The organism is Enterococcus sp. E4-150 (assembly GCF_035726465.1).
GTDB classification, from domain to species: domain Bacteria; phylum Bacillota; class Bacilli; order Lactobacillales; family Enterococcaceae; genus Enterococcus_B; species Enterococcus_B faecium.
Window position 1 is genome coordinate 1 of the sequence record NZ_JAPRGK010000004.1, and the last position, 24,326, is coordinate 24,326.

The 24,326-nt window shown below is 38.8% G+C and carries 18 protein-coding genes and 1 other annotated feature; of the genes, 15 read left to right on the plus strand and 3 right to left on the minus strand.

From position 1 onward, the window contains the following. Positions 1-184 precede the first annotated feature (184 nt). From OZ002_RS04655 to pheT, 6 genes are all read left to right on the plus strand, one after another. The gene (locus OZ002_RS04655; RefSeq protein ID WP_002288052.1) at positions 185-1,651 is read left to right on the plus strand and encodes a peptide MFS transporter; all 1,467 of its coding nucleotides are present in this window, start codon (positions 185-187) and stop codon (positions 1,649-1,651) included. Between the two features lie 178 nt (positions 1,652-1,829). After that, entirely contained in the window at positions 1,830-5,357 is a 3,528-nt protein-coding gene (locus tag OZ002_RS04660; protein WP_252704018.1) for a PD-(D/E)XK nuclease family protein, read from the plus strand. After that, complete coding sequence (gene addA / locus OZ002_RS04665; protein ID WP_325082900.1) at positions 5,354-9,076, plus strand: helicase-exonuclease AddAB subunit AddA; 3,723 nt, start codon at positions 5,354-5,356, stop codon at positions 9,074-9,076. Before OZ002_RS04660 ends, addA begins: the two co-directional genes overlap by 4 nt. 68 nt (positions 9,077-9,144) lie before the next feature. Further along, positions 9,145-9,486, plus strand: a complete 342-nt coding sequence (locus OZ002_RS04670; protein WP_002295781.1) for a winged helix-turn-helix transcriptional regulator — start codon at positions 9,145-9,147, stop codon at positions 9,484-9,486. A 43-nt stretch (positions 9,487-9,529) separates the two neighbouring features. Continuing rightward, positions 9,530-9,741 (plus strand) — a binding site (T-box leader). 53 nt (positions 9,742-9,794) lie between these two features. Beyond that, positions 9,795-10,838, plus strand: a complete 1,044-nt coding sequence (gene pheS / locus OZ002_RS04675) for a phenylalanine--tRNA ligase subunit alpha (protein ID WP_002295783.1) — start codon at positions 9,795-9,797, stop codon at positions 10,836-10,838. Positions 10,839-10,842: 4 nt separating this feature from the next. Beyond that, on the plus strand, positions 10,843-13,263 hold the full coding sequence (gene pheT, locus OZ002_RS04680) for a phenylalanine--tRNA ligase subunit beta (RefSeq protein WP_156249018.1): 2,421 nt from the start codon (positions 10,843-10,845) through the stop codon (positions 13,261-13,263). A 169-nt stretch (positions 13,264-13,432) separates the two neighbouring features. Here the strand turns inward: pheT and trpS are convergent, their stop codons facing one another. After that, positions 13,433-14,443, minus strand: coding sequence for a tryptophan--tRNA ligase (gene trpS / locus OZ002_RS04685; protein ID WP_002288045.1), 1,011 nt, complete (start codon positions 14,441-14,443; stop codon positions 13,433-13,435). Positions 14,444-14,696: 253 nt separating this feature from the next. Between trpS and OZ002_RS04690 the strand changes: the two genes are divergently transcribed. The 8 genes from OZ002_RS04690 to cbpB all read left to right on the plus strand — a co-directional run bounded on the left by OZ002_RS04690 (position 14,697) and on the right by cbpB (position 21,062). Continuing rightward, entirely contained in the window at positions 14,697-15,434 is a 738-nt protein-coding gene (locus OZ002_RS04690) for an amino acid ABC transporter ATP-binding protein (RefSeq protein ID WP_002288042.1), read from the plus strand. Positions 15,435-15,447: 13 nt separating this feature from the next. Next, complete coding sequence (locus tag OZ002_RS04695; protein WP_086317098.1) at positions 15,448-16,263, plus strand: transporter substrate-binding domain-containing protein; 816 nt, start codon at positions 15,448-15,450, stop codon at positions 16,261-16,263. A gap of 12 nt (positions 16,264-16,275) precedes the next feature. Beyond that, positions 16,276-16,923, plus strand: coding sequence for an amino acid ABC transporter permease (locus OZ002_RS04700; RefSeq protein WP_002288038.1), 648 nt, complete (start codon positions 16,276-16,278; stop codon positions 16,921-16,923). A 15-nt stretch (positions 16,924-16,938) separates the two neighbouring features. Continuing rightward, entirely contained in the window at positions 16,939-17,595 is a 657-nt protein-coding gene (locus OZ002_RS04705) for an amino acid ABC transporter permease (RefSeq protein WP_002295785.1), read from the plus strand. 161 nt (positions 17,596-17,756) lie between these two features. Next, positions 17,757-18,578, plus strand: a complete 822-nt coding sequence (gene racE, locus OZ002_RS04710) for a glutamate racemase (protein WP_123840061.1) — start codon at positions 17,757-17,759, stop codon at positions 18,576-18,578. Positions 18,579-18,580: 2 nt separating this feature from the next. Next, positions 18,581-19,936, plus strand: coding sequence for a ribonuclease PH (gene rph / locus OZ002_RS04715; protein WP_002319030.1), 1,356 nt, complete (start codon positions 18,581-18,583; stop codon positions 19,934-19,936). Next, positions 19,937-20,455, plus strand: coding sequence for a metallophosphoesterase (locus OZ002_RS04720; RefSeq protein ID WP_002331805.1), 519 nt, complete (start codon positions 19,937-19,939; stop codon positions 20,453-20,455). A 106-nt stretch (positions 20,456-20,561) separates the two neighbouring features. Continuing rightward, positions 20,562-21,062, plus strand: coding sequence for a cyclic-di-AMP-binding protein CbpB (gene cbpB / locus OZ002_RS04725; RefSeq protein WP_002295789.1), 501 nt, complete (start codon positions 20,562-20,564; stop codon positions 21,060-21,062). A 279-nt stretch (positions 21,063-21,341) separates the two neighbouring features. Here cbpB and OZ002_RS04730 read toward each other — a convergent pair whose 3' ends face one another. After that, positions 21,342-22,262, minus strand: a complete 921-nt coding sequence (locus OZ002_RS04730; protein ID WP_002295791.1) for a mechanosensitive ion channel family protein — start codon at positions 22,260-22,262, stop codon at positions 21,342-21,344. A 125-nt stretch (positions 22,263-22,387) separates the two neighbouring features. Between OZ002_RS04730 and OZ002_RS04735 the strand changes: the two genes are divergently transcribed. Then, positions 22,388-23,440 carry a branched-chain amino acid aminotransferase gene (locus OZ002_RS04735; protein WP_002321517.1) on the plus strand — a complete coding sequence of 351 codons (1,053 nt, stop codon included), beginning with the start codon at positions 22,388-22,390 and terminating at the stop codon, positions 23,438-23,440. Positions 23,441-23,549: 109 nt separating this feature from the next. Here OZ002_RS04735 and fabI read toward each other — a convergent pair whose 3' ends face one another. Then, complete coding sequence (fabI, locus tag OZ002_RS04740) at positions 23,550-24,305, minus strand: enoyl-ACP reductase FabI (protein ID WP_002295795.1); 756 nt, start codon at positions 24,303-24,305, stop codon at positions 23,550-23,552. Positions 24,306-24,326 lie beyond the last annotated feature (21 nt).

Here is a 24,326-nt window from a genome sequence, read left to right on the forward strand (position 1 = left end):
TTGGAGCTGTCCTTATGGACCTTCATGACGAATGGCTCAGTTCTACAAGAAAATATATTAAGTTTGATCAATGAGAGACCGGTAAAACATTGTATAGTATTTTACACAGGATTATGGACTTGACTAATTTTTCGGTAAAGATGTATAATATTTTCTGAAAATTTAAAGAATTGGGGTATAGATTATGGAAAAACAGCAAGACAAGGGCTTCTTCGGGCAGCCGAAGGGATTGTCAACTTTGTTCTTCACTGAGATGTGGGAACGATTTAGTTATTACGGTATGCGTGCATTACTTATCTATTATATGTACGATACAGTTGCCAACGGGGGACTTGGATTACCACGAGCAACAGCATTAGCTATCATGTCGATCTACGGATCTTTGATCTACATGTCTAGTATCGTCGGCGGATGGGTATCTGACCGAGTGTTAGGAGCAAAACGCACTGTATTCTTCGGTGGAGTTTTCATTATGCTTGGCCACATCGTCTTGGCTTTACCATTTGGTGTAAGTACATTGTTTGTTTCGATGGCATTGATTATTATCGGAACCGCCTTTTTGAAACCAAATGTTTCTGGCATGGTCGGACATCTTTATTCAAAGACTGACTTGCGAAGAGATGCAGGATTTTCGATTTTTTACATGGGTGTCAACTTAGGGGCATTATTAGCACCACTAATCGTTGGTACAATCGGTCAAGAATATAACTATCATTTAGGGTTCTCTTTAGCTGCTATTGGGATGTTCTTTGGATTATTACAATACATCATCCAAGGACGCAAGACATTAGACGGAGTGGGTACAACACCGCCGAATCCTTTGACAACTGAAGAACGTAAAGGATTCATCCGTAACTTGATCATCGCACTTGTTGTTATCGCTGCAGTATTCGGCGGGGCACAACTAACTGGTCATCTGACAATTGACTTTTTTGTCAATACAATCAGTGTATTGGGGATTATCTTACCGTTGTATTACTTTATCAAAATGCTGACTTCAAAAGATGTAACTGCTGAAGAAAAACCAAGAGTATGGGCTTATATCCCATTATTCCTTGCAGCAATCATTTTCTGGTCATTACAAGAACAAGGTTCATCTATCTTAGCTTTATTTGCTAGTGAACGTACACAATCTACGCTATTTGGTGTAACGATCCAAGCAAGCTGGTATCAATCATTGAATCCAATTTTCATCTTTATTCTGACACCAGTATTCGTAACGATGTGGACGAAACTTGGTGAACGTCAACCATCTACAGTAGTGAAATTCTCTCTTGGACTTTTATTTGCAGGATTATCGTACTTGCTATTGATGTTGCCGGGTATGCTTTATGGAACAAGTGGAAAAGTAAGTCCATTGTGGTTGTTGGGAAGTTTCTTCATCGTGGTTATTGCTGAATTGTGTCTTTCACCAGTTGGTTTGTCTGTGACAACAAAATTAGCACCACGAGCATTTGAATCACAAACAATCGCTATTTGGTTCTTAGCTGATGCTTCTTCACAAGCAATCAATGCACAAATTGCACGCTTCTACACACCGGGAACAGAATCTGCCTACTTCGGTATTATCGGTGCAGTAGCAATCGTCGGTGGTATCTTGCTATTTACTGTGAAAGAACCAATCAAAAAACTAATGGGCTCTATTCATTAATCAATGAACATAAAAACAGGAATTGCTTATTTGCAGCAGTTCCTGTTTTTTGCGTATACTTAAAAAAGTAGAAATATCAGAACCTTAAAAGGATATAATTTGAAGAATATAGAACAAATGTTCAGTATTTTTTGATATAATAAAGGAGCACCGTATCATGTGTTGAAGGAGGAAAAGCATGTCTTTACAATTTATTCTTGGAAACGGGAAAAAAGATCACCGTCAAGTCTTGATCGACGAAGCATCCGCTTGGCTCGACCAGGATGCAAGTAACCAAGTATTTTTCCTTGTTCCCAACTACAGCAAATTCGAACAGGAACAAGAAATTTTAGCGGAGATGCGAAGAAGAAGCGGAAAAAAAGCTTTCAGCACAACAAACGTTCAAGTATTTAGTTTTTATCGTCTGGCTTGGTATTTGCTGCAACAGACAACTCTTCTTACAGGAAATGAATTATCAGAATCAGGATCTGCAATGATCTTGCGACAGATTTTAGAAAAAAATGAGGAAGAATTAACAATCTTTCGCGGAGAAATCAATAAAAGAGGGTTTATTCGTCAATTACAAGAACTCTACAGTGAATTGCGTACAGGAAATATTCAACCAGAAGACCTGATGCTTTTATTTGGTGATTCACCTAATGCAGAAGACCAGCAACTTAAAATGAAAGACTTGAAGCTGATTTTTTCAGCTTATGACAGCGAATTGACTCAACGTGCACTAACAAATGAAGATGCACTATCTATACTAGCAAATTATATGCAGACACAAGATTTCAACAACGTCAAATTTATTGTCAGTGGTTTTTCTCGAATCAATGGTCAAGAGTATCAATTACTGCAGGCAGTGATGGAAAAGGGGCAATTGGTTGTCGATTTATTGCTGGATCGTCCTTATACAGCGGATCTTCCAGAAGTACTTACGCTCTTTCATGAGACTGGAAAGCTTTATTTCCGTCTTTTTCAAAGTGCAAGAGAACGGAAAGTCCCTATATTAGTGGACCGATTTGCACCAGAGCAGACTCGTCCGACAGAGCTTCAACTGCTGCAAACAATGTGGGAAGAGACATCTAGCCAAAAGAAAGCGGCAGTACACAAATTAGGGGGACAAGAGCATCTCCATTTGTGGGAAGCTGAAAATCCAACTGAAGAAGTCCGACAATTAGCTGTTGAAATCAGACGACTAGTCAGTGAAGAAAACTACCGTTATCGTGATATCCAAGTGCTGACAAAAAATATGTCTTTATATGGAAATATCCTTCGGCCGATCTTTCAAGAAATGGCAATTCCTTTTTATATCGATGAAGAACAAATGATGGAAAATCATCCGCTGATCGAATGGATCAACAGTCTGTTCGCTCTTGACCGCTATTCTTATCGGCTAAGTGATATTATGCGTTTTTTCAAAACTGAATTATTTCTGTCGACGGAAGCAGAAACCGAACTTGATGAATGGAAACAAGAGCGAGATGAATTCAGGAAAAAACTGGACATCACTGAAAATGTAGCACTTGCTTACAATTATCAAGGAACTTATTGGACTCGTGAAAAAGACTGGCAGTTTGTGGCGTATGATTTTGAAGCAGAACAGATTGAAGACGTACAGTATTTGGAAGAACAGTCAAATACGATTAGACGATTATTTCAGAAAGCTGTACCAGTATTTTTGAAAAAAATAAAGAAAAGCAAAACAGGACAAGAGGCCGCAAATGGTTTTTATCAATTTTTGATCCAAAGTGGCGTACAGCAACAATTATTGTTTTGGCGTAATCAGGAAGTAGACAGAGGAAACTTAGAAGCGGCAAGAAACCATGAGCAGACATGGGGAGCGCTGATTGATCTGTTGGATGAATATGTAGTAATTTATGGTGAATCGGCTTTTGACTGGTCACTGTTCCAAGAAATCATTACGAGTGGTCTAGAAAATCTAAGTTATGGTAAAATCCCTACCGCAATCGACCAAGTGCGAATCAATCGTTTGGAATTAGTTCGACCAAATCAAGCTGCCGTCACTTTTGCATTAGGGTTGAATGATCAAGTGTTTCCAGACCGAAAAGAGACAAAAGGATTGTTGTCCAGTGAAGAACGAGAAGTATTAAATCAGGCCTTGCCAGATGGACAGTTTTTATTCGACCCATCAAAGGAAAGTATCTCTTTTGAGCCTTTCCAAGCCTATCTTGTTTTTCTTTCCGGAACAGATCGATTATATCTTAGTTATGCACAAAGCTATGACACAGATGGCTCGCTGAAGATGTCTCCTTATTTGCGTAGAATCACAGAATATTTATCTGTTCCCGTCGAGAGAAAAGAGCATTTGACGATCGAAAGCGACCCTAATTGTTATGTAGGGACTTACAGAAGCGGAATCAATACAGTCAATAGGATTTATCGATTAGCTTTAGATGAAAAAAAACCTGTACCAAAGCACTGGCAAAAGCTCAAAGAATTAGTACTGAATTCGTCATGGCGAAATTTTGCTTTACAGATTTTTGAAAGTCAGGAACATTTAAATGTTCCTGTTTCGATGCCAGAAAAAATGGCGGAAGAGCTTTATGGAAAAGAAATTTATACTTCAATTTCACGTATGGAGAATTTTTATAATTGTGAATACAAATACTTCATGCAATTTGGTTTGAAATTGAAAGAACGAACTGTTTATGGTCTAACTCCAGCAGCAACTGGTGATTTTTATCATGAATCATTGGATCGTTTCTTCAAGCTACTGTTTTCAAACCAATTATCCTTAGTGAATATGTCCGATACGCAGCGTAGAGACTTTACTGAAAAAGTGCTGCAGGAAGTATTCGGAGAACTTCGGTTTGAGATATTGGATAGTTCTGCAAGAATGAACTATATCCGCTACCAGTTAGGACAGACGATTCAAAAAGTGGCATGGGCTTTGCAAAAACAGAGCAAAAATACAGGCATGCATCCTCTTCAGACAGAGATTCTATTTGGTCAGATTGCTGGAGCAAAAGGTATCACAGGTCTGGAATTACCGTTGAGTAATGGTGGAAAACTCCATGTTCGAGGGAAAATCGATCGAATCGATGTAGCTTCTGAACAAGACGATACTTGGCTAAGCGTCGTTGATTACAAATCTAGCGGACGTTCATTCGATGTCACAGAAGCTTATTATGGCATGGCTATGCAATTATTGACGTATCTGGACGTAGCATTGATGGATGCGGTACGTTTGACTGGAAAGGCGGCTGTTAAACCAGCAGGATCATATTATTTACATGTTCATAATCCTGTATTGACGGAGACAGATGATGTAGAGAAGAATACATTGAAAAAATTTAGTTATGATGGCGTTTTTGTCGATGATCCCGCTCTTTTAGAAGTACTAGATCATTCACTGGAAGCAAAAGAACAATCACTGATCTATCCAGTGAAAAAAAATGCGAAAGATGAATACCAAAAAGGTAGTTTCAGTAAAGACAAATTTTTCACGGAAGAAGAACTGCAACTATTCATGGCGCATAATCGGGAAAATATGCGGTTAGCTGGAGATGCGATTACTTCCGGAGAAATCAAACTAAATCCAGCTTATAAAGATAAACAGCGGATTGCCTGCGAATTTTGTCCATTCAGAAGCATCTGTACGTTTGATGTGATGCTGAAAGAAAATAATTACCACCGTCTGGAGAAAATAGATAAGGAAGAAGCACTGCGTAGAATATTGAAAAGGAGTGAAGAAGAGTGAATCAAATTCCTTTAAAACCGCAAAATGAACGATTCACAGATGATCAGTGGCAAGCGATTTTTGATCAAGGAGATAATCTATTAGTCTCTGCGTCTGCCGGATCAGGTAAAACTACAGTGCTTGTTCGAAGAGTGATTGAAAAACTAAAAATGGGTTTTGATATCGATGAATTATTGATTGTGACATTTACTGAAGCTGCCGCAAGAGAAATGAAAGAAAGAATTCAAGAGGCATTACAAGAATCCGTCAATAGCGAAAGTGACCCTGTACGTAGACAGCATTTTACTAAGCAGTTAGTTTTATTGCCCACAGCGAATATCTCAACCTTACATGCTTTTTGCCTGACAGTTATTCGACGTTATTATTACTTAATTGATATTGATCCAGTCTTTCGCATGTTAACAGATGAAACAGAAACGATCTTGATGAAGGAGGATGTGTGGGACGAGCTGAGAGAAGCACTTTATGCAGAAAATGATGAACGATTTTTCCAATTAACAATGAATTTTTCTAATGATCGTTCAGATGACGGCTTGACGAATCTGGTGTTTTCTCTTTATGAGTTTGCCCGTGCCAACCCTGACCCCCAAAAATGGCTAGAACAGTTAAGCGATAATTATCGTTTGCCTGAGGGGCTAGCGAAATCTCGATTATATCAAGAACAAATCCGTCCTTTAGTTTTGGCAGATATATACCAATGTGTACAATTATATGAACAGATGACTCAGTTAGCACAAGGTGAAGGATTAGAAAAAATGCATGAGCAAGTAGCTGGAGAACAACAGCAGATCAAGAATATCTATGAAGCGTTCTCGCAAGATCGGTTAGAAGAAGCTTATGCTGGTTTGGAACAACTAACTTTTTCAACTTTTAAGAGCAGTCGGAAAGCAGAATTGAAAGAAATTTCCAATGAAGTCAAGGGCATGAGGGATAAAGCAAAAAAACTGATTCAGCAGATAAGTAAAAGTTATTTTCCTGTTTCCCCAAGCCAAATGGAAGAATTAACGGACAAAGCACTACCGTTAGTCGAAGAAATGACAAAAGTCACGCAAAGCTTCATGGACGGTTTCAGTATGCGTAAACGGGAAAAAGGTGTTCTGGATTTCAATGATCTGGAACATTTAGCGTTGCAGATTCTCACAGAAAAAACGAAAGATGTATGGCTGCCAAGTGAAGCTTCAAAACATTATCGAAAAAAATTCAAAGAAGTAATGGTAGATGAATATCAAGACGTGAACCAATTACAAGAAGCCATTTTATACTGGCTAAGAGAACCTGATGATACAAAAGGAAATATGTTCATGGTTGGGGATGTCAAACAATCCATCTATTCTTTCCGTTTAGCAGATCCTAGTTTATTTATCGGGAAATACGAGAATTTCTCAAAGAAAGAAGGCGGACGTCGAATCGTTTTGGCTGAGAACTTCCGCTCTAGAAAAGAAGTCCTTTCTTTTACGAATCTTATTTTTGAACAACTAATGGATCCAGCAGTGGGTCAAATCAATTATGACGAAGTAGCCAAACTGATCCAAGGATTTTCAGACTTTCCAGAGAATGAACAGTTTGAGCCGGAAATCATGATCTATGAAAAAGAACAGGAAGAATCAGAGATTGAGATTCCGACGGATGATATACTGGAAGACAAAACAGAAGGCGAACTTTTTATGACAGGACTAAAAATTCGTCAATTAATTGATTCCTCCTTTATGATTTATGATAAAAAATCAAAAAAAAGTCGTCCGATAGAGTACAAAGACATTGTTCTCTTGACACCTACAAAGAAGAACAACTTAACGATTTTAGAGATTTTCAAAACATTGGATATTCCATTAGAGATGAATGATGCTCAAAACTATTTTCAAGCGACAGAAATTCGCACGATGATCTCGCTGCTACAATTAATCGATAATCCCTATCAAGATATTCCGCTTGCGGCTGTATTGCGCTCACCGATCGTGGGTCTGATTGAACCAGAATTAGCCAGCATTCGATTAGCTGACCGTGCACATACTTACTATGATGCTGTGCTTGCTTATCAAGCATCAAACGAAGATGAATTAGCAGCTAAGCTGGAACATTTTGGCAAGCAACTAGATCATTGGCGAGAACTTGCTCGCCGTTCTTCGATCACTGACTTGTTATGGGATATCTATTATGAGACGGGATATCTAGAGTATGTGGTCGGTCTGCCAGCAGGGGCACAGAGACAAGCCAATCTTTATGCATTGGTTGATCGTGCCAAAGCTTACGAGCAAAGTTCTTTCAGAGGATTATACCAGTTCGTGCGTTTCATTGAAAAAATGCAAGAAAAAGATAAAGACTTAGCAGAACCAGTCATTTCAATAGAAGATAATGCTGTTCGCGTTATGACGATCCATGCAAGTAAAGGCTTGGAATTCCCAGTTGTATTTTTGTTAGATATGACAAAGGAGTTCAACTTACAAGACTTGCGCAATCGGTATGCTTTTGAAGAAAAACTTGGAGCAGGAATTCGCTATATGGATCCTGAAACACGAGTGTTATATGATACGTTACCGTTTCAAGCCATCAAATTGGCAAAGCAAAACAAATTGTTGTCGGAAGAAATGCGTAAATTGTATGTAGGATTGACTCGGGCAGAACAAAAGCTTTTCATTGTCGGTTCCTATAAAAATAAAGAGCAAATGATCCAAACGTGGTCTGAAGCAGCTGATCATGAGGAGTTGGTTTTTGATCCTGCGCTACGTTTGAAGGGCAGAAGCAGCTTGATGAATTGGATTGGTTACGGATTGATCCGTCATCCTGAAATGCAGAAATACTTAGAGGAAGAAATTTCGACTTCTCTTCTTCAACATTCAAATGCACAGTTTTCTATTTCATGGATGAATCAGCAATCGATCATTGAACAAAGACAGTTGCTTGCTGAAAAAGAACTGGTTAACTTAGATCAGCAGATGAAAGAAGATGAAACTTTATTAGCAGATTCGTTACAAAAACGTCTGGCATATGAATATCCTTATCAAGCTTCTTCACAAACCACAAGTTATCAATCTGTATCTGAAATCAAACGATTATTCGAAGATCCAGATGATACACAAGAATCACGTTTGACTCTGGAAAGCAGTCAGAACAAAGCAGCATCCCGTCAATTTCGTTATACGCAAGAACAACTAGCAGAACCAAAATTTTTGCAAAAAGATCGGCAAGTGTCAGCAACTGCTGTTGGAACTGCTACGCATGCTTTGTTACAATTACTGCCATTAGAGATGCCAACTACAGAGAGTATCCATCAAAAATTACAGGAATTGGTAAGGAAACGGTTAGTAGACGAAAAAGTCGCGAAAAAAGTAGATGTTTCTTCTATTATATGGTTCTTTCAAACAGAACTTGGTCAACAGCTGATTGCCAACAAAGAAAACGTAAAACGAGAACAACCTTTTTCCATGCTGCTTCCTGCTGACGAAGTATTTCAAGACTATCCAAATCAAGAAGATGAACTATTAATCCACGGAATCGTCGATGGATACCTAGAAGAAAAAGATCATCTCAATATCTATGATTTTAAAACAGATTTTATTTTACATCCGGATGATCCAGCAGAAATAGATGCAATCGTCCAAAAATATCAAGGACAGCTAAGACTTTACCAACAAGCAATGTCAGAAGCTTTGAATAAGCCAGTAGAAAATGTTTTCCTAATTTTGCTTCGAGTGAAACAAATTATAAACATTAACAAATAATTATAATTGAGCAAACTTGACTTATGTTTTGTAAGGATTATGCTATACTCTGGGAAGAGGTGAGTATGATGGAGCTAACACAGACAGAATTCGTTTTATGCCCTAAATTTGAAAAAACATTCTCTATTTTAGGAAAAAAATGGAACGGATTGATTATCGATGTACTACTCGAAAACGGTCCGCAACGCTTTGTTGAGCTTGCGGCAAAAATCCCGATGGTCAGTGATCGAGTATTAGTCGAACGCTTGAAGGAATTAGAAAAAGAAGGAATAGTCACTCGAAACTTTGCCTGTAGCGAAAAGAGCCGTTCAGAATATCTCTTGACTGAAAAAGGAGCAGACTTGCAAAAAGCGATGCGTCAAATACAAGTTTGGAGCGAAAAATGGGTCACAGAGGAAGAATGCGGTTGATTTTGTAAAAAAAATCTTGTAAACTATAGTCCATACGAATAAGTAAAGAACGATGACGAAAAAGAGTAGTTTGGCTAAACCAGTTCAGGGAGATCTGTCGCAGACTGAAAGCAGATCCTGTGTTTGAAAAATGAAGTTCACTTTCCGAGTTCGTCTGATAAAATCAGACCGGCAATTGTCGTTAACGAAGTAAGAGTGCGGTGTAAGTCATTTATCCGCAAATTAGGATGGTAACGCGAAGACCTCGTTCCTTAACAGGAATGAGGTCTTTTTGTTTTGTATTTGGAATTTAAAGGAGGAACAAGCACATGTCTCTACAAGCACAATTAGAGAGCTTGAAAGAAGCAACGCTCGTCAAAATCACAGCGGCACAAGATTTAAATGAATTAAATCAAATACGTGTTGAAACGTTAGGAAAAAAAGGACCGATCACAGAAGTATTACGTGGGATGAAAGATCTAAGTCCAGAAGAGCGACCAAAAGTCGGAAGTTTCGCAAATGAGATCCGAGATCTTTTGACAGAAGAGATCGAGCGAAAAAAACAAGTATTAGAAGAAGAAGCGTTAAATGCAGCTTTGGCAAAAGAAACAATAGACGTGACACTACCTGGTAGAAAAGTAAAACATGGTACACGTCATATCGTGACACAAATCATGGAAGAAATTGAAGATATTTTTGTGGGTATGGGGTATCAGATCGTAGAAGGTTACGAAGTAGAGTCTGACCATTACAATTTCGAACGGATGAACCTGCCAAAAGACCATCCGGCAAGGGACATGCAAGATACTTTCTATATTTCAGACGAGATACTCATTCGGACACATACTTCACCAGTCCAAGCACGGACAATGGAAAAACATGATTTCTCTAAGGGTGCTCTACGAATGATCTCGCCAGGGAAAGTCTTCCGCAGAGATACAGATGATGCGACCCACAGTCATCAGTTCCATCAAATTGAAGGGCTAGTTGTTGATAAAAACATCACGATGGGCGACCTTAAAGGAACATTAGAAGTCGTAATGAAAAAAATGTTTGGGGAAGATCGTGAAATTCGTTTGCGTCCAAGTTATTTCCCATTTACGGAGCCATCAGTAGAAGTAGATGTCAGCTGTTTCAAATGTGGTGGTGCCGGTTGTAACGTATGTAAATACACTGGATGGATCGAGATTTTAGGAGCTGGCATGGTGCACCCGAATGTGTTGAAGATGTCAGGAATCGATCCAGAAGAATATTCAGGCTTTGCTTTCGGCCTTGGACCAGACCGCGTAGCTATGTTGCGGTATGGAGTGAATGATATCCGTAATTTCTATCAAAATGACTTACGTTTCTTAAGTCAGTTCAAGGGGGAGTAAGAAGATGTTAGTTTCATATAAATGGCTCAATCGTTATGTAGATTTATCGAATGTAACACCAAAAGAATTAGCGGATAAGATGTCTGTGACAGGAATCGAAGTAGAGGGAGTAACGGTTCCAGAAGAAGGCTTGAAAAAAATCGTTGTCGGTGAAGTCAAGGAATGCGTACCACATCCAGATTCTGATCACCTTTCTATTTGTCAAGTCGATATTGGCGAAGACGAGCTGTCTCAAATCGTTTGTGGAGCGCCTAATGTGAAGGTTGGAATCAAAGTGATTGTTGCACTTCCTAACTCACGTATCGCTGGTAATGTAAAAATCAAAAAAGGAAAAATGCGTGGCCAAGTATCAAATGGCATGATTTGCTCATTACAAGAAATTGGCTATTCAGATAGTGTTATACCGAAAGAATACGCTGAAGGTATCTATTATATGCCACAAGAAGCTGTAAATGGCGATCCAGTTTTTCCTTATTTGGATATGGATGATTCGATTATTGAATTATCTATCACACCGAATCGTGCGGATGCATTGTCAATGCGTGGCGTAGCTTATGAAGTTGGGGCAATTTATCGTCAGACTCCTACATTCGATGACGAAAAGCTGGTAGAATCCTCACGTCCTGCTAGCGATAAAATTCAAGTGGAAGTTGAAGATAAAGAAGCAGTTCCTGCTTATCAAATCAGAATCATTGAAGGAGTAAGAATCCAGCCAAGTCCTCAATGGCTGCAAAATCTTTTGATGAACGAAGGCATTCGTCCAATCAACAATGTAGTAGATGTGACGAACTATATTTTGCTTTTATTCGGACAACCACTACATGCATTTGACTACGACAAATTGAAATCAAAAGAGATCTTTGTCCGCCGTGCAAAAGAAAATGAAACATTAGTAACACTAGATGGAGAATCTCGGGAATTGACAACTGACAATCTCGTCATTACTAACGGCAAAGAACCAGTTGCTTTAGCTGGTGTCATGGGAGGGTTAGACTCAGAGATCACGAATGAAACAACAACAGTTGCACTAGAATCTGCTTTATTTGATCCAATTTCGATTCGTCGTACAGCAAAACAATTTAATTTGCGTAGTGAATCCTCTGCACGTTTTGAAAAAGGAATCAACCATGCGACTGTTGGAGAAGCCAGTGAGGTTGCTGCAGCAATGATCGTTTCTCTTGCGGGTGGGGAAGTTCTACAAGGCGCGGTCAAAGGCTCAGAGATCAAAGCAGAAGACGTATCAGTGAAGATTTCACTTGAACGCATCAATCAATATTTAGGAACATCTCTTGTCGTTAAAGAAGTAAATGAGATTTTTGAAGCACTTGGATTTAGCTATGAAGAAAAGGAGCATGTTTATTCCGTAGTAGTACCACCAAGACGCTGGGATATCCAAATCGAAGCAGATATTATCGAAGAAGTTGCTCGTATTTATGGATACGACCAGTTGCCATCTACACTTCCAAGTGGAGAAACGGTTGCTGGAAGCTTGTCAAAAGAACAAGAAACTACTCGTAAAATTCGTACGATCTTTGAAGGAAGCGGATTGAGCGAAGCAATCAGTTATTCATTGACAACAGAAGAAAAATCAAGACAGTTTGTTATAAAAGAAAGCAATATTACACGTTTGGACTGGCCAATGAGTGAAGAGCGTTCTGTATTGCGAATGAATTTGATCAGCGGATTATTAGATGATATCAGTTATAACACTGCCCGAAAAAATACAGAGATTGCTTTATATGAAATTGGTCGGGTGTTCTTCCAAGAAAATGATCCACGTACACATCTGCCGCAAGAAGTAAAACATGCAGCAATCGCTATTTCTGGTATTTGGGAAGAAAAAGATTGGCAGATGAAAGCTCAAAATGTAGACTTTTTCACCATCAAGGGTCTTTTAGAAAACTTATTTGAACAACTAGGCATCACTGAAGATATCCATTATCAAACAGTGACAGAAATGAAGGAAATGCATCCTGGAAGAACTGCTGCGATTTACCTTGGCGAAAAATTTATTGGTTTTGTCGGTCAAGTGCATCCAACGATTGCAAAAAGTTATGATATTCCAGAAACATATGTTGCTGAGTTTGATTTATCTGCTGTAGTGGAAGCTGCTCAAAAAGGGATCGTTTTCGAAGCAGTGACAAAATTCCCAGCAGTCAGCCGGGACATCGCTTTGCTTGTAAAAGAAACTGTGACAAATCAGGAATTAACAGAAGTTATCCGTTCTGCTGCCGGAAGATTTTTAACAGATATTCAATTATTTGATGTCTATCAAGGAGAAAACATTGAAAAAGGACATAAATCCATGGCGTATAGCCTGACATTCGTCAACCCAGAAGCAACATTGACAGATGAAGAAATCAATAAAGGAATGGAAAAAGTCGAAAAAGCGTTGGTAGAAAACCTAGAGGCAAGTATTCGCTAAGAGGGAAAATATAGTAAGTAACGATCAAGTAGCTTTTGAAGACCATACATTTGAAAAAGAGATGTGACACAACTTCGTCACATCTCTTTTTTTGATTTTAAAAAAGGAATAGCACAGAGACGAGATAAAAAAACAGGCCTTTACAGCCTGTTTTTTTAGAGTAAATGAATTAATGGAAGTAATTGATTCCCATTGCTGATTTTACTTCAGAAAGTGTTTGTGCAGCTACTTTAGCAGCTTCTTCACTACCTTTACGTAAGATTTCCATAACAGCTGAAGGATCTTTTTCCAATTCTTCTCGGCGCGCACGGATCGGTGCAAATTCAGCTTCCAATACATCAATGAGGTATCGTTTGATCTTTACATCACCAAGTCCGCCACGGCGGTAATGAGCTTTCATTTCTTCAATTGCTTCTTTATCTGTTCCGAATACATCCAAGTAGGTGAAGACCATATTCCCTTCTACTTGTCCAGGATCTTGTACATGGATGTGGTTTGGATCAGTATACATACTCATGACTTTTTTCTGTAAAACATCGGCAGGATCGGAGATATAAATACCGTTTCCTAACGATTTACTCATTTTGCCATTTCCATCGATTCCAGGTAATCTACCCATTCCTTTTGGTGGGAATACGCCTTTTGGTTCCACCAAGACTTCACCATATGTATGATTGAAGCTTTGTACGATTTCCTGTGTCTGCTCTAGCATTGGTTTTTGATCCTCGCCAACAGGTACAAGATTCGCTTTGAATGCAGTGATATCTGCTGCTTGAGAAACAGGATAGATAAAGAATCCTGTAGGCACGCTTTCACCGAATTTTTTTTGTTCGATTTCTGTTTTGACAGTCGGATTGCGCCGAACGCGTCCTACGCTGACTAAGTTCAAATAATACATGGTTAATTCAGCTAATTCCGGAATTTGTGATTGGATAAATAAAGTAGATTTTGCAGGATCTAATCCCACGGCTAAATAGTCTAAAGCAACTTGCAAGACATTTGATGAAACCTTCTCAGGATTTTTAGCATTATCTGTCAGTGCTTGCATGTCAGCAATCATGACAAACAGTTGGTTGTCTTCATCTGCCTGCATAGCCACTCGGGTTTTTAGAGAACCGACGTAATGCCCTAAATGCAGCTTCCCAGTTGGTCGATCTCCCGTTAAAATAATATTTTTCAAAAAAGACACCTCTTTACGATTTGTAAGTCTGAGCACTTAATATCTTACCGTTTTTCCTGAAAAGAAACAACAGTTCCTAATGAAAAAACAAGGAAAGAGGATAAAATAACTAATAGATTAGAAATGGAAGAAATATTTATGGGAGAATAAACGTTCTAAGAAACTTTACAAATTACTAAACTATCAGATATAATGTATTTTATTATACATCTTTAAAAGAAATCTTACTAAATAATAATGGGAGTGTAATTCTATGGCAATGATTAAATTTGATCACGTGGATAAATATTATGGCAAGTTCCACGCATTAAAAAATATCAATCTCGAATTCGAGAAAGGAGAAGTTGTCGTTGTCATTGGTCCTTCTGGTTCAGGAAAGAGCACGATGCTTCGCTGTATCAATGGATTAGAGACGATTTCTTCAGGCAAGCTACTAATTAATGATACTGACTTGCATGATAAAAAGACAAAGTTGACAGAAGTCCGAAAGAATATCGGCATGGTTTTCCAGCATTTCAATTTGTATCCTAATAAAACCGTTCTGGAAAATATTACATTAGCACCAATCAAAGTGTTAAAGCAAGACCAGGCAACTGCAGTCAAAAACGCTGAGAAATTTCTGAAAACTGTCAATATGTTAGATAAGAAAGATTCTTATCCTTCCATGTTATCCGGGGGACAACAGCAACGGGTGGCAATCGCCAGAGGTTTAGCGATGAATCCTGAGATGCTGCTGTTTGATGAACCTACTTCTGCTTTGGATCCGGAAATGATTGGTGATGTATTAGACGTTATGAAAAAATTGGCTCATGACGGTATGTCAATGATTGTCGTGACACATGAAATGGGCTTTGCCAAAGAAGTGGCGGATCGTGTTATCTTCATGGCTGATGGAGAAGTATTGGAAGACAGCAGAAATGTGAGAGACTTTTTCGAAAATCCAAATGAAGTCCGAGCACAGCAATTTATCAGTAAAGTTATCAATCATTGATAGGAGGAAAAAGATGCGCAGGTTAAAAAAAATACGCCTGATTTTCCTTTTAGGCATTGCTTTTCTTGCACTAGCCGGATGTAAAGGAAATGGGTTGGCAAATGAAGATATTTTAGAGCGAAGCAAATCTACCAATGAAATCATCTGGGGTGTCAAGTATGATACTCGATTATTTGGAATGATGGATATTGAGAGCAGAACTGTACAAGGATTTGATATAGATATTGCAAAAGCAATCACTAAAAAGATCCTTGGTGACAATGGAAAAACAGAATTTGTTGAAGTCACTTCTAAAACTCGGATTCCATTATTGAAAAACGGAAATATCGATGCAATTATTGCAACGATGACGATCACAGATGAACGAAAAAAACAGGTTGACTTTTCAGATGTCTATTTCGATGCTGGCCAAGCTTTGTTGGTAAAGAAAGGAAGCCAAATCAAAAGTGTAGATGATTTGAATGCTTCTACAACGGTTCTAGCAGTCAAAGGTTCTACATCGGCTGCGAATATCCGACAGCATGCACCAGATGCAAAAATTTTAGAATTAGAAAACTATGCAGAAGCATTCACTGCTTTACAATCTGGTCAGGGAGACGCGATGACTACGGATAATGCGATTTTGTTAGGGATTGCAGATGAAAATCCAGAGTATGAGTTAGTTGGTGGAACGTTTACTAATGAGCCTTACGGGATTGCGATCAACAAAGGGCAAGAAAACTTCTTGAAAGCTGTTAACCAAGCGCTAGAGGAAATGCATGCAGATGGCACATACGATAAAATCTATCAAAAATGGTTTCCAAATGAAACTGAAGGAAAAGTAGAGTAAGGGGGAGAGGCAATGAGCGAATTGATACAGACTTATGGACCAATCTTTGTCGACGGGTTCAAGATCACATTGTTTTCGAGTGTCTTAGCACTTGTGTTTAGTTTGATTATCGGAACGTTAATGGCAATCTTCCAATTATCAAAGAATAAAGTAGTGAGCGCCTTAGCAAAGGCATATGTAGAATTTTTTAGAAACATTCCATTATTAATCATCGTGATGTTTTTTTATGTTGTCGTACCGATTTATTGGTTTAATCTAGATGGATTCCAAGCAGGTACGATTGGATTAACGATCTATACATCTGCTTTTATTGCTGAAACAGTACGTTCAGGGATTCAAACCGTACCAAAAGGTCAAACAGAAGCAGGACTATCTTCTGGTTTTACCTATTCAGAAATCATGCGTTATATTGTTTTACCGCAAGCATTCAAAATCGTTATTCCGCCATTAGGCAACCAATTTATCAACCTCGTAAAAAATTCATCTATTTTAGCAATCGTAGCTGGTTTAGATTTGATGTATCAAGGAGACTTGATCGCCAGTGAAACATTCAATACCTTCGATACGTATATCATCGTTGGGTTATTTTACTTAGTTATCACGCTACCGTTATCTTACTTAATGGTTTATCTTGAGAAAAAATGGGCGGTTCGTTCATAGAAGGAGGGGAAATACATGGATTTTAGTGGCGCTTTTTCATGGATGAATATCCGTTTTTTATTGGAAGGATTAAAGGTTACTGTTGAAGTTTCATTGTTTTCGATCATTTTTAGTTTCTTGATCGGTGGTCTGACAGGTGTGATTCGTTTTGCGAATATCCCTTTCTTTTCCAAAATCCTTGGTGTAGTGATTGATATTATACGGAATCTTCCATTATTATTGATCATTTTCTTCACTTACTTTGCCTTACCTCAAATCGGCATTCAGATGAACATCTTCTGGTCTGCTGTTGCAGCATTAACGATTTTTGAGTCAGCTATGTTGTCGGAAATTTTCCGAGCTGGACTCAATGCTGTTCCAAAAGGACAGATGGAGGCAGGATTATCAACGGGACTGACTTATGTAGAAACGATGCGAACGATCGTGTTACCGCAAGCATTTAAATCAATGATCCCGGCAATTGTGAGCCAATTGATTTCACTGATCAAAGATACTTCATTAGCAGTAATCATTTCTTTACCTGAACTTTCTCATCAGGCACGTATTATTTATGGACAGAACACCAATTATGTGCTTCCGATGTTCATCATCATGACACTTATGTACTTCGTGGTATGTTACGCGCTTTCTCTGCTTTCCGGTTACTTGGAAAAGAGACGGTACAGTTATTAATAGATGATTCTTTTAGCGGTTGTGGCAAACTAAAGTCACAACCGCTTTTCCTCTTTCCATTCGAAAAAAAGAGATTTCGATTGTTTTAAGCAAGTAAGAGCACTTGAAAATTCACGCTAAAAAGTACACAATAGGGAGGATAGAATTTATTGAAAAAAAGGATGATACGATTGACAGATAATCGCCCTATCGGATTTATTGATTCAGGTGTCGGCGGCTTGACTGTAGTAAAAGAAGCCCTAAAACAATTACCGAATGAAAATATTTTATTTGTAGGAGACACAGCACGCTGCCCATATGGCCCTAGACCCGCGGAACAGGTAATCCAGTATACTTGGGAAATGACGGATTATCTGGTGGAGCAAGGAATCAAGATGCTGGTGATCGCCTGCAATACCGCAACTGCGGTGGCTTTAGAAGAAATCAAAGCTGCTCTTTCTATTCCAGTCATCGGTGTGATCCTTCCCGGTACTAGAGCGGCAGTAAAAAAAACACAAAATAAACAAGTTGGCATTATCGGTACGATTGGTACAGTAAAAAGTCGAGCTTATGAAAAAGCGCTGAAAGAGAAAGTGCCAGAATTGACTGTGACAAGTCTTGCTTGTCCAAAATTTGTTTCAGTTGTCGAAAGTAATGAATACCATTCATCGGTGGCGAAAAAAATTGTGGCAGAAACATTAGCTCCTTTAACCACTAAAAAAATCGATACATTGATTTTGGGATGCACCCATTATCCATTATTACGCCCCATCATTCAAAATGTAATGGGAGAAAATGTTCAACTGATCGATTCTGGAGCAGAAACAGTAGGTGAAGTATCTATGCTGTTAGATTATTTCAATCTGAGCAATTCACCGCAAAATGGTCGGACATTATGCCAGTTTTATACAACTGGCTCTGCCAAACTTTTCGAGGAAATAGCTGAAGACTGGCTTGGAATCGGACACTTAAATGTAGAACATATCGAATTGGGAGGAAAATAAGGATGCGTCATGACGGGAGAAAAGCCCAAGAGCTTCGCAAACTGGAGCTTCAAACAAATGTTTTCAAATATCCAGAAGGATCGGTAGTGATCCGTTTTGGTGATACAACAGTTATTTGTTCTGCAACAATAGAAGATTCTGTACCTCCCTTTTTGAGAGAAACAGGAACAGGGTGGGTGACAGCAGAATATAGTATGCTGCCTCGAGCAACGAGTACGAGAAATCGTAGAGAAAGCAGCAAAGGAAAACTTTCTGGTAGAACAATGGAAATCCAGCGTCTTATTGGTCGTTCCTTGCGTGCAGTAGTAGACTTGGAAAAATTAGGAGAACGTAGTATCATCGTAGACTGCGATGTGATCCAAGCGGATGGCGGTACTAGAACAGCAAGTATCACTGGGGCGTTCGTGGCATTGAAATTAGCCATTGAAAAACTTTTAAGAGAAAAAGAATTGTCAGAAGATCCAATCAAAGAACATCTTGCTGCAGTTAGCGTAGGAATCTTACCAGATGGGACTTGCGTCACAGATTTGGATTACCAAGAGGATTCCGCAGCACTTGTAGACATGAATCTTGTAATGACAGAATCTGGAAAATTCGTGGAGATTCAAGGAACTGGAGAAGAAGCAACGTTTGATGGTGAACAGTTGAATGAAATGCTCTTTTTTGGAAAAAACGCGATTGAAGATTTGATCAAAGAGCAAAAACATGCTTTGCTAACAGAGTTTGCTCAAAATGATGAGCGGATAGAAGAAACAAAAACAATCATCATTGCGACAAGAAATCCAGGAAAAGCAGAAGAGTTTCGAAATATGTTCAAAGAAGCGGGATATCATGTAAAAACATTACTTGACTATCCTGAATTGCCAGATGTGGAAGAAACTGGCAGCACATTTGAAGAAAATGCTCGATTAAAAGCAGAAACGATTGCACAATTGCTTGATCAGCCAGTCTTAGCAGATGATTCAGGTTTGAAAGTCGATGCTTTAGGCGGTATGCCAGGAATCTATTCTGCACGTTTTGCAGGGGAACAAAAAAGTGATGCGGGGAATAACGCCAAATTATTATATGAATTGACAGATGTGCCGGATGAAAAAAGAACAGCACAATTCCATTGTACATTAGTATTCGCGGCACCCAAAAAAGACAGCCTTGTAGTAGAAGCGGAATGGCCCGGTCGAGTAGCCCGTATACCATCTGGCGAAAATGGCTTTGGGTATGATCCTTTATTTATCCCAGAAGGTAAGAAACAAACAGCAGCAGAATTATCGAGCGAAGAAAAAAACAAGATCAGTCATCGGGCTCAAGCAATGAAAAAATTGAGTGCCGAGTGGAAACAATGGCTGGAAGGAGAGAGATAGATGCGGTATTTAGTAGTAAGTGATAATCATGGAGACAGAGATATCCTCGTTGACTTAGTAGATCGTTATCGTTCTGAAGTGGATATCTTTTTCCATTGTGGTGATTCGGAATTAGAAGCTTCTGACCCATTATGGGATACATTCCAAGTGGTTCAAGGTAATTGTGATTATGGACCAGGATTCGAACAGAAAAAAGTGATCCAAACTGGTCAGGATACAGTATTCATGACTCACGGTCATTTATCGAATGTCCGATTTGGTTTGACACAGTTAGCAATCGAAGCTCGAGCTGCAACTGCCGATATGGTGTTTTTTGGTCATACCCATCAAATAGGCTGTGAGATGGATCAGAAAATCCTGTTTTTGAATCCTGGTAGCATTTCTCATCCTAGAGGCCCGATCCAAATCCCATCATATGCTCTTATCGAAAGTTTAGATGACCAAATTTCTGTTCAATACTATAACCGTGCCCATCAGGCAGTTGAAGAGTTGGCCTTTTCTTTTTCGAGAGAGCGCTGAATAAAAAAACTCTAATTTTTAATAAAAATAAGCTTTATTTTATGAATTTTGCATCCGGTTTCGGTAAAATAGTAGTGTTGAATGAAATAGAAATGGAGGCCATCAGATGATTGGACCTATAGTAAGAGAAATGCTGCTGGAAAATCAGGAAACGTTTTTGATTCCTGCAGAAAATGTGGCAAATGTTATGTATCATCATCCATTATCCCATGGTTTACTTGTGTTATCGAAGGTCGGTTATTCCAAAATTCCTGTATTAGGAAAAGATGATCACTTTGTAGGACTAGTAAGTTTATCAGATGTGGTCAATAAAATGATTGACTTGCAAACAATCAGCATGGACCCGTTAGAAGGACTAACGGTTGCTGATGTGACAGAAACAGATGTTCCGACAATTGATGAAAATTGGGAACTAGAAGAAGTACTCCATTTGTTAGTCGATTCGCCTTTTTTACCGGTTGTCACAGAAGATCGGATTTTCAAAGGAATCATTACAAGAAAAGAGCTGCTTAAAGCCGTAAACTTCATGGTGCATGAATTAGAACGTCGTAATATATTGTCTCCGAAAATCGAAGAATTAAAAGAACAAATCGATATCGTGAGCTAAAGAACGAGAAACTAAAAGATAATCAAAAAATAAGTAGAAAAAACAGCGTACCAGTTTTGACTTTATCTTGAAAAAGAGGCTGGGACAAAAGCGTTTAACTCCAAGAAATAAGAAGGAATTCACGAAAATTGCTTTTCAAATTTTTGTGAATTTCAGCTTATTTCCGAAGGAGTTGCTTCTGCTTCCGCCGTTTATACGTGTTTAGAGCGTGGGACAAAAGTGTTCTTTACTTTTGTCCCACGCTCTTTTTAGTGAGATTCGTTGCATCGTTTGTCCAAATTATTTTCCGACAGCAATTGGACTGTTCGGAATCGTGAAACCAGAAGCTGTCAATTCTTTGACATAGGAGCTCAAGAACTCTTCTTTTAAGGCATATTGTTTTCCGTTCAATGCGTAGCAGACCGTACGAATCGCAAAATTGCTGTTTCCAAGATCCACTAATCCAAAGATAGAAGGTTCAGTTTGGAGCTCTTCTTGGTATTTTTCAGCTAATGTACGATTTACTCGATCAATGATCTCATAGATTTTGTCATATCCTTCTTCAGGAACAATCCGGATATCTAAAAGTACTTGCATATTTGCACGAGAGAGATTGCTGATCGTGGTGATGTTTCGATTCGGGATGAAATGGACAGTACCATCCGTTGCTTTCAGCTGAAGGGTACGGATACCAACAGATACGACGGTTCCTTCAATCGTTAAGTTTGCTAGCTTGATGTAGTCCCCAACATCCATCTGTTGTTCCATGATAATAAAAAATCCGGTAATAACATCACTCATGAACCCTTGGGCACCAAGACCGATTGCCACACCTGCAATTCCGGCACCAGCCAAAAGTGATCCGATCGGCACACCGATAGCAGATAAAATTGCATAGATAAAAAAGAAACCAAGGGTATAATGAAAAATAGTATTTAAAAGACTATGTAAAGTCTTTAAGCGGCTCTCGTTTAGAATGGCTTTTTTAGAATACTGATTAAAAGACTTATCAATCAGATATTTTCCCACACGGTGAAGAATCCAAAAAAGGACGATCAAAAAAATCAGATATAAACTTTTTTGGATAAAGGCAGCCAAAATGGCGTCCCAATCAATCCCGTCCCAAAACCGCTGAAACGCATTTACTTTGCTGACAGCTTGATCTGTCAATGTCTCGCCAGAAGAGTCTGTCGTACCGGCAGTTGCTAATAATGAAAACATAAAATCCTCTTTTCTAAAATTTGATTCTTTCTGTATTGTACCAAGAAGTTTTCAAAAAAGGAAATAGCAAAAATAACTATAATGAAGGAAAAAAGCTGAAAATAAAATGACAAATAATATGGATAATGATAAAATGTGGAGAAAATAACGAAGGTGGTAAGTATATGCAAATCGATTGGAACAATCTAGGTTTTTCTTATATCAAAACTCCTTGGCGTTTTATTGCCAAATGGAAAGACGGACAATGGGAAGAAGGAGAATTGACAGAAGATAATTACCTGACGATTCATGAAGGCTCTCCAGCGCTTCATTATGGTCAGCAATGTTTTGAAGGTCTAAAAGCTTATCGTCGAAAAGACGGCAAGGTCAATCTCTTTCGACCTGAACAAAATAGTCGACGGATGAATCAAAGTGCTAGACGATTGCTGATGCCAATGGTCCCTGAAAAGATGTTCGTTGATGCTGTCAAGCAAGTGGTAAAAGCAAATGAAGATTTTGTGCCGCCCTATGGAACAGGCGCTACATTATACTTGCGCCCTTTACTGATTGGGGTCGGTGAAAACATTGGTGTCCATCCAGCTCCAGAATATTTATTTGTCGTCTTCTGTACGCCAGTAGGAGCGTATTTCAAAGGTGGACTAAAACCAACGAATTTTATTGTATCTGATTACGATCGTGCTGCTCCTAAGGGGACTGGTGCAGCAAAAGTCGGCGGAAATTACGCAGCGAGTTTACTTCCAGGAACAGAAGCAAAAGAACTGGATTACTCAGATTGTGTTTATCTTGATCCAGCCACACATACGAAAATCGAAGAAGTAGGTGCAGCAAATTTCTTTGGAATTACAAAAGACGGAAAATTCATCACTCCGCAATCGCCCTCTATCTTACCAAGTATCACGAAATATTCCTTGTTGCAGTTAGCTGAAGAACGACTAGGACTGCAAGCAATTGAAGGAGATATTTTCATTGATGATCTAGATCAATTTGCAGAAGCTGGTGCATGTGGTACAGCGGCTGTTATTTCTCCAATCGGTGGGATTTATCACAATAACAATCTTCATGTATTTTATAGTGAAACGGAAGTAGGACCAGTAACAAAACGGTTGTATGATGAATTGACAGGTATTCAATTTGGAGACATAGAAGCACCAGAAGGCTGGATTGAAGTCGTGGAATAATTTCAAAGTAATGAGTTGAAAAAAACGTAAAAAGAAAAAATCAGGAAGAAACTTTAAAAAGTTTTTTCCTGATTTTTATATATTTTACTTTAAAGAATGCAACAAAAGTTTATGAAAGATGGACACCTTTGTCAACGTAGATAATATCACCGATGATTCCGCTGGAAAGTGGGCTGATTAAGAAAGCACAAGCATTACCGACTTCTTCGATCGTCACACCTTGCTGATCAGGCGTACGAGATTCAGATAACTGGATCAGTTTTTGATAGTCTTTAACACCTGTGACAGCTAATGTTTTGATTGCCCCAGCTGAGATTCCATTGACCCGAATTCCTTTAGGCGAGAACTCAGCTGCCAAATAACGGATAGCAGCTTCAAGAGAAGCTTTCGCAATACCCATCATGTTATAATTCGGGATTGCGCGTTCTGAACCTAGATAAGTCATGCTAACGATCCCGCTGTTTGGTGCAAGAAACGGTTGTGCGTATTTTGATACAGCAATTAAAGAGTAGCTGCTGATATCTTGAGCTAATTGATAGCCGTCTCTGGAAATATCAGACACATTTCCGGACAATTCTTCTTTGTTGGCGTAAGCAACTGCATGGACAAGGCCGTGGATCTCCCCAGCATATTCACCGATGGCATTCATTGCTTTTTCGATGCTTTCGTCGCTAGAAACATCACATTCTACAGTGAATGCTTCTTCGCCGACCAATTTGACTAATGATTTTTTCATTCGTTCATTTTGGTAAGTATAGATAATTTCTGCCCCTTGTTTCAACATTGCTTCAGCACAACCCCAAGCAATGCTTTTTTTGTTAGCGACGCCCATAATGACGATTTTTTTTCCTTCTAGAAATGACATAATGACTCTCCTTTGTTTCTG

Coding starts and splice junctions, on each gene's coding strand:
- OZ002_RS04655 (WP_002288052.1), top strand. CDS start 185: ATGGAAAAACAGCAAGACAAGGGCTTCTTCGGGCAGCCGAAGGGATTG.
- OZ002_RS04660 (WP_252704018.1), top strand. CDS start 1,830: ATGTCTTTACAATTTATTCTTGGAAACGGGAAAAAAGATCACCGTCAA.
- OZ002_RS04670 (WP_002295781.1), top strand. CDS start 9,145: ATGGAGCTAACACAGACAGAATTCGTTTTATGCCCTAAATTTGAAAAA.
- pheS (WP_002295783.1), top strand. CDS start 9,795: ATGTCTCTACAAGCACAATTAGAGAGCTTGAAAGAAGCAACGCTCGTC.
- pheT (WP_156249018.1), top strand. CDS start 10,843: ATGTTAGTTTCATATAAATGGCTCAATCGTTATGTAGATTTATCGAAT.
- OZ002_RS04690 (WP_002288042.1), top strand. CDS start 14,697: ATGGCAATGATTAAATTTGATCACGTGGATAAATATTATGGCAAGTTC.
- OZ002_RS04695 (WP_086317098.1), top strand. CDS start 15,448: ATGCGCAGGTTAAAAAAAATACGCCTGATTTTCCTTTTAGGCATTGCT.
- OZ002_RS04700 (WP_002288038.1), top strand. CDS start 16,276: ATGAGCGAATTGATACAGACTTATGGACCAATCTTTGTCGACGGGTTC.
- OZ002_RS04705 (WP_002295785.1), top strand. CDS start 16,939: ATGGATTTTAGTGGCGCTTTTTCATGGATGAATATCCGTTTTTTATTG.
- racE (WP_123840061.1), top strand. CDS start 17,757: ATGATACGATTGACAGATAATCGCCCTATCGGATTTATTGATTCAGGT.
- rph (WP_002319030.1), top strand. CDS start 18,581: ATGCGTCATGACGGGAGAAAAGCCCAAGAGCTTCGCAAACTGGAGCTT.
- OZ002_RS04720 (WP_002331805.1), top strand. CDS start 19,937: ATGCGGTATTTAGTAGTAAGTGATAATCATGGAGACAGAGATATCCTC.
- cbpB (WP_002295789.1), top strand. CDS start 20,562: ATGATTGGACCTATAGTAAGAGAAATGCTGCTGGAAAATCAGGAAACG.
- OZ002_RS04730 (WP_002295791.1), bottom strand. CDS start 22,262: ATGTTTTCATTATTAGCAACTGCCGGTACGACAGACTCTTCTGGCGAG.
- OZ002_RS04735 (WP_002321517.1), top strand. CDS start 22,388: ATGATAAAATGTGGAGAAAATAACGAAGGTGGTAAGTATATGCAAATC.
- fabI (WP_002295795.1), bottom strand. CDS start 24,305: ATGTCATTTCTAGAAGGAAAAAAAATCGTCATTATGGGCGTCGCTAAC.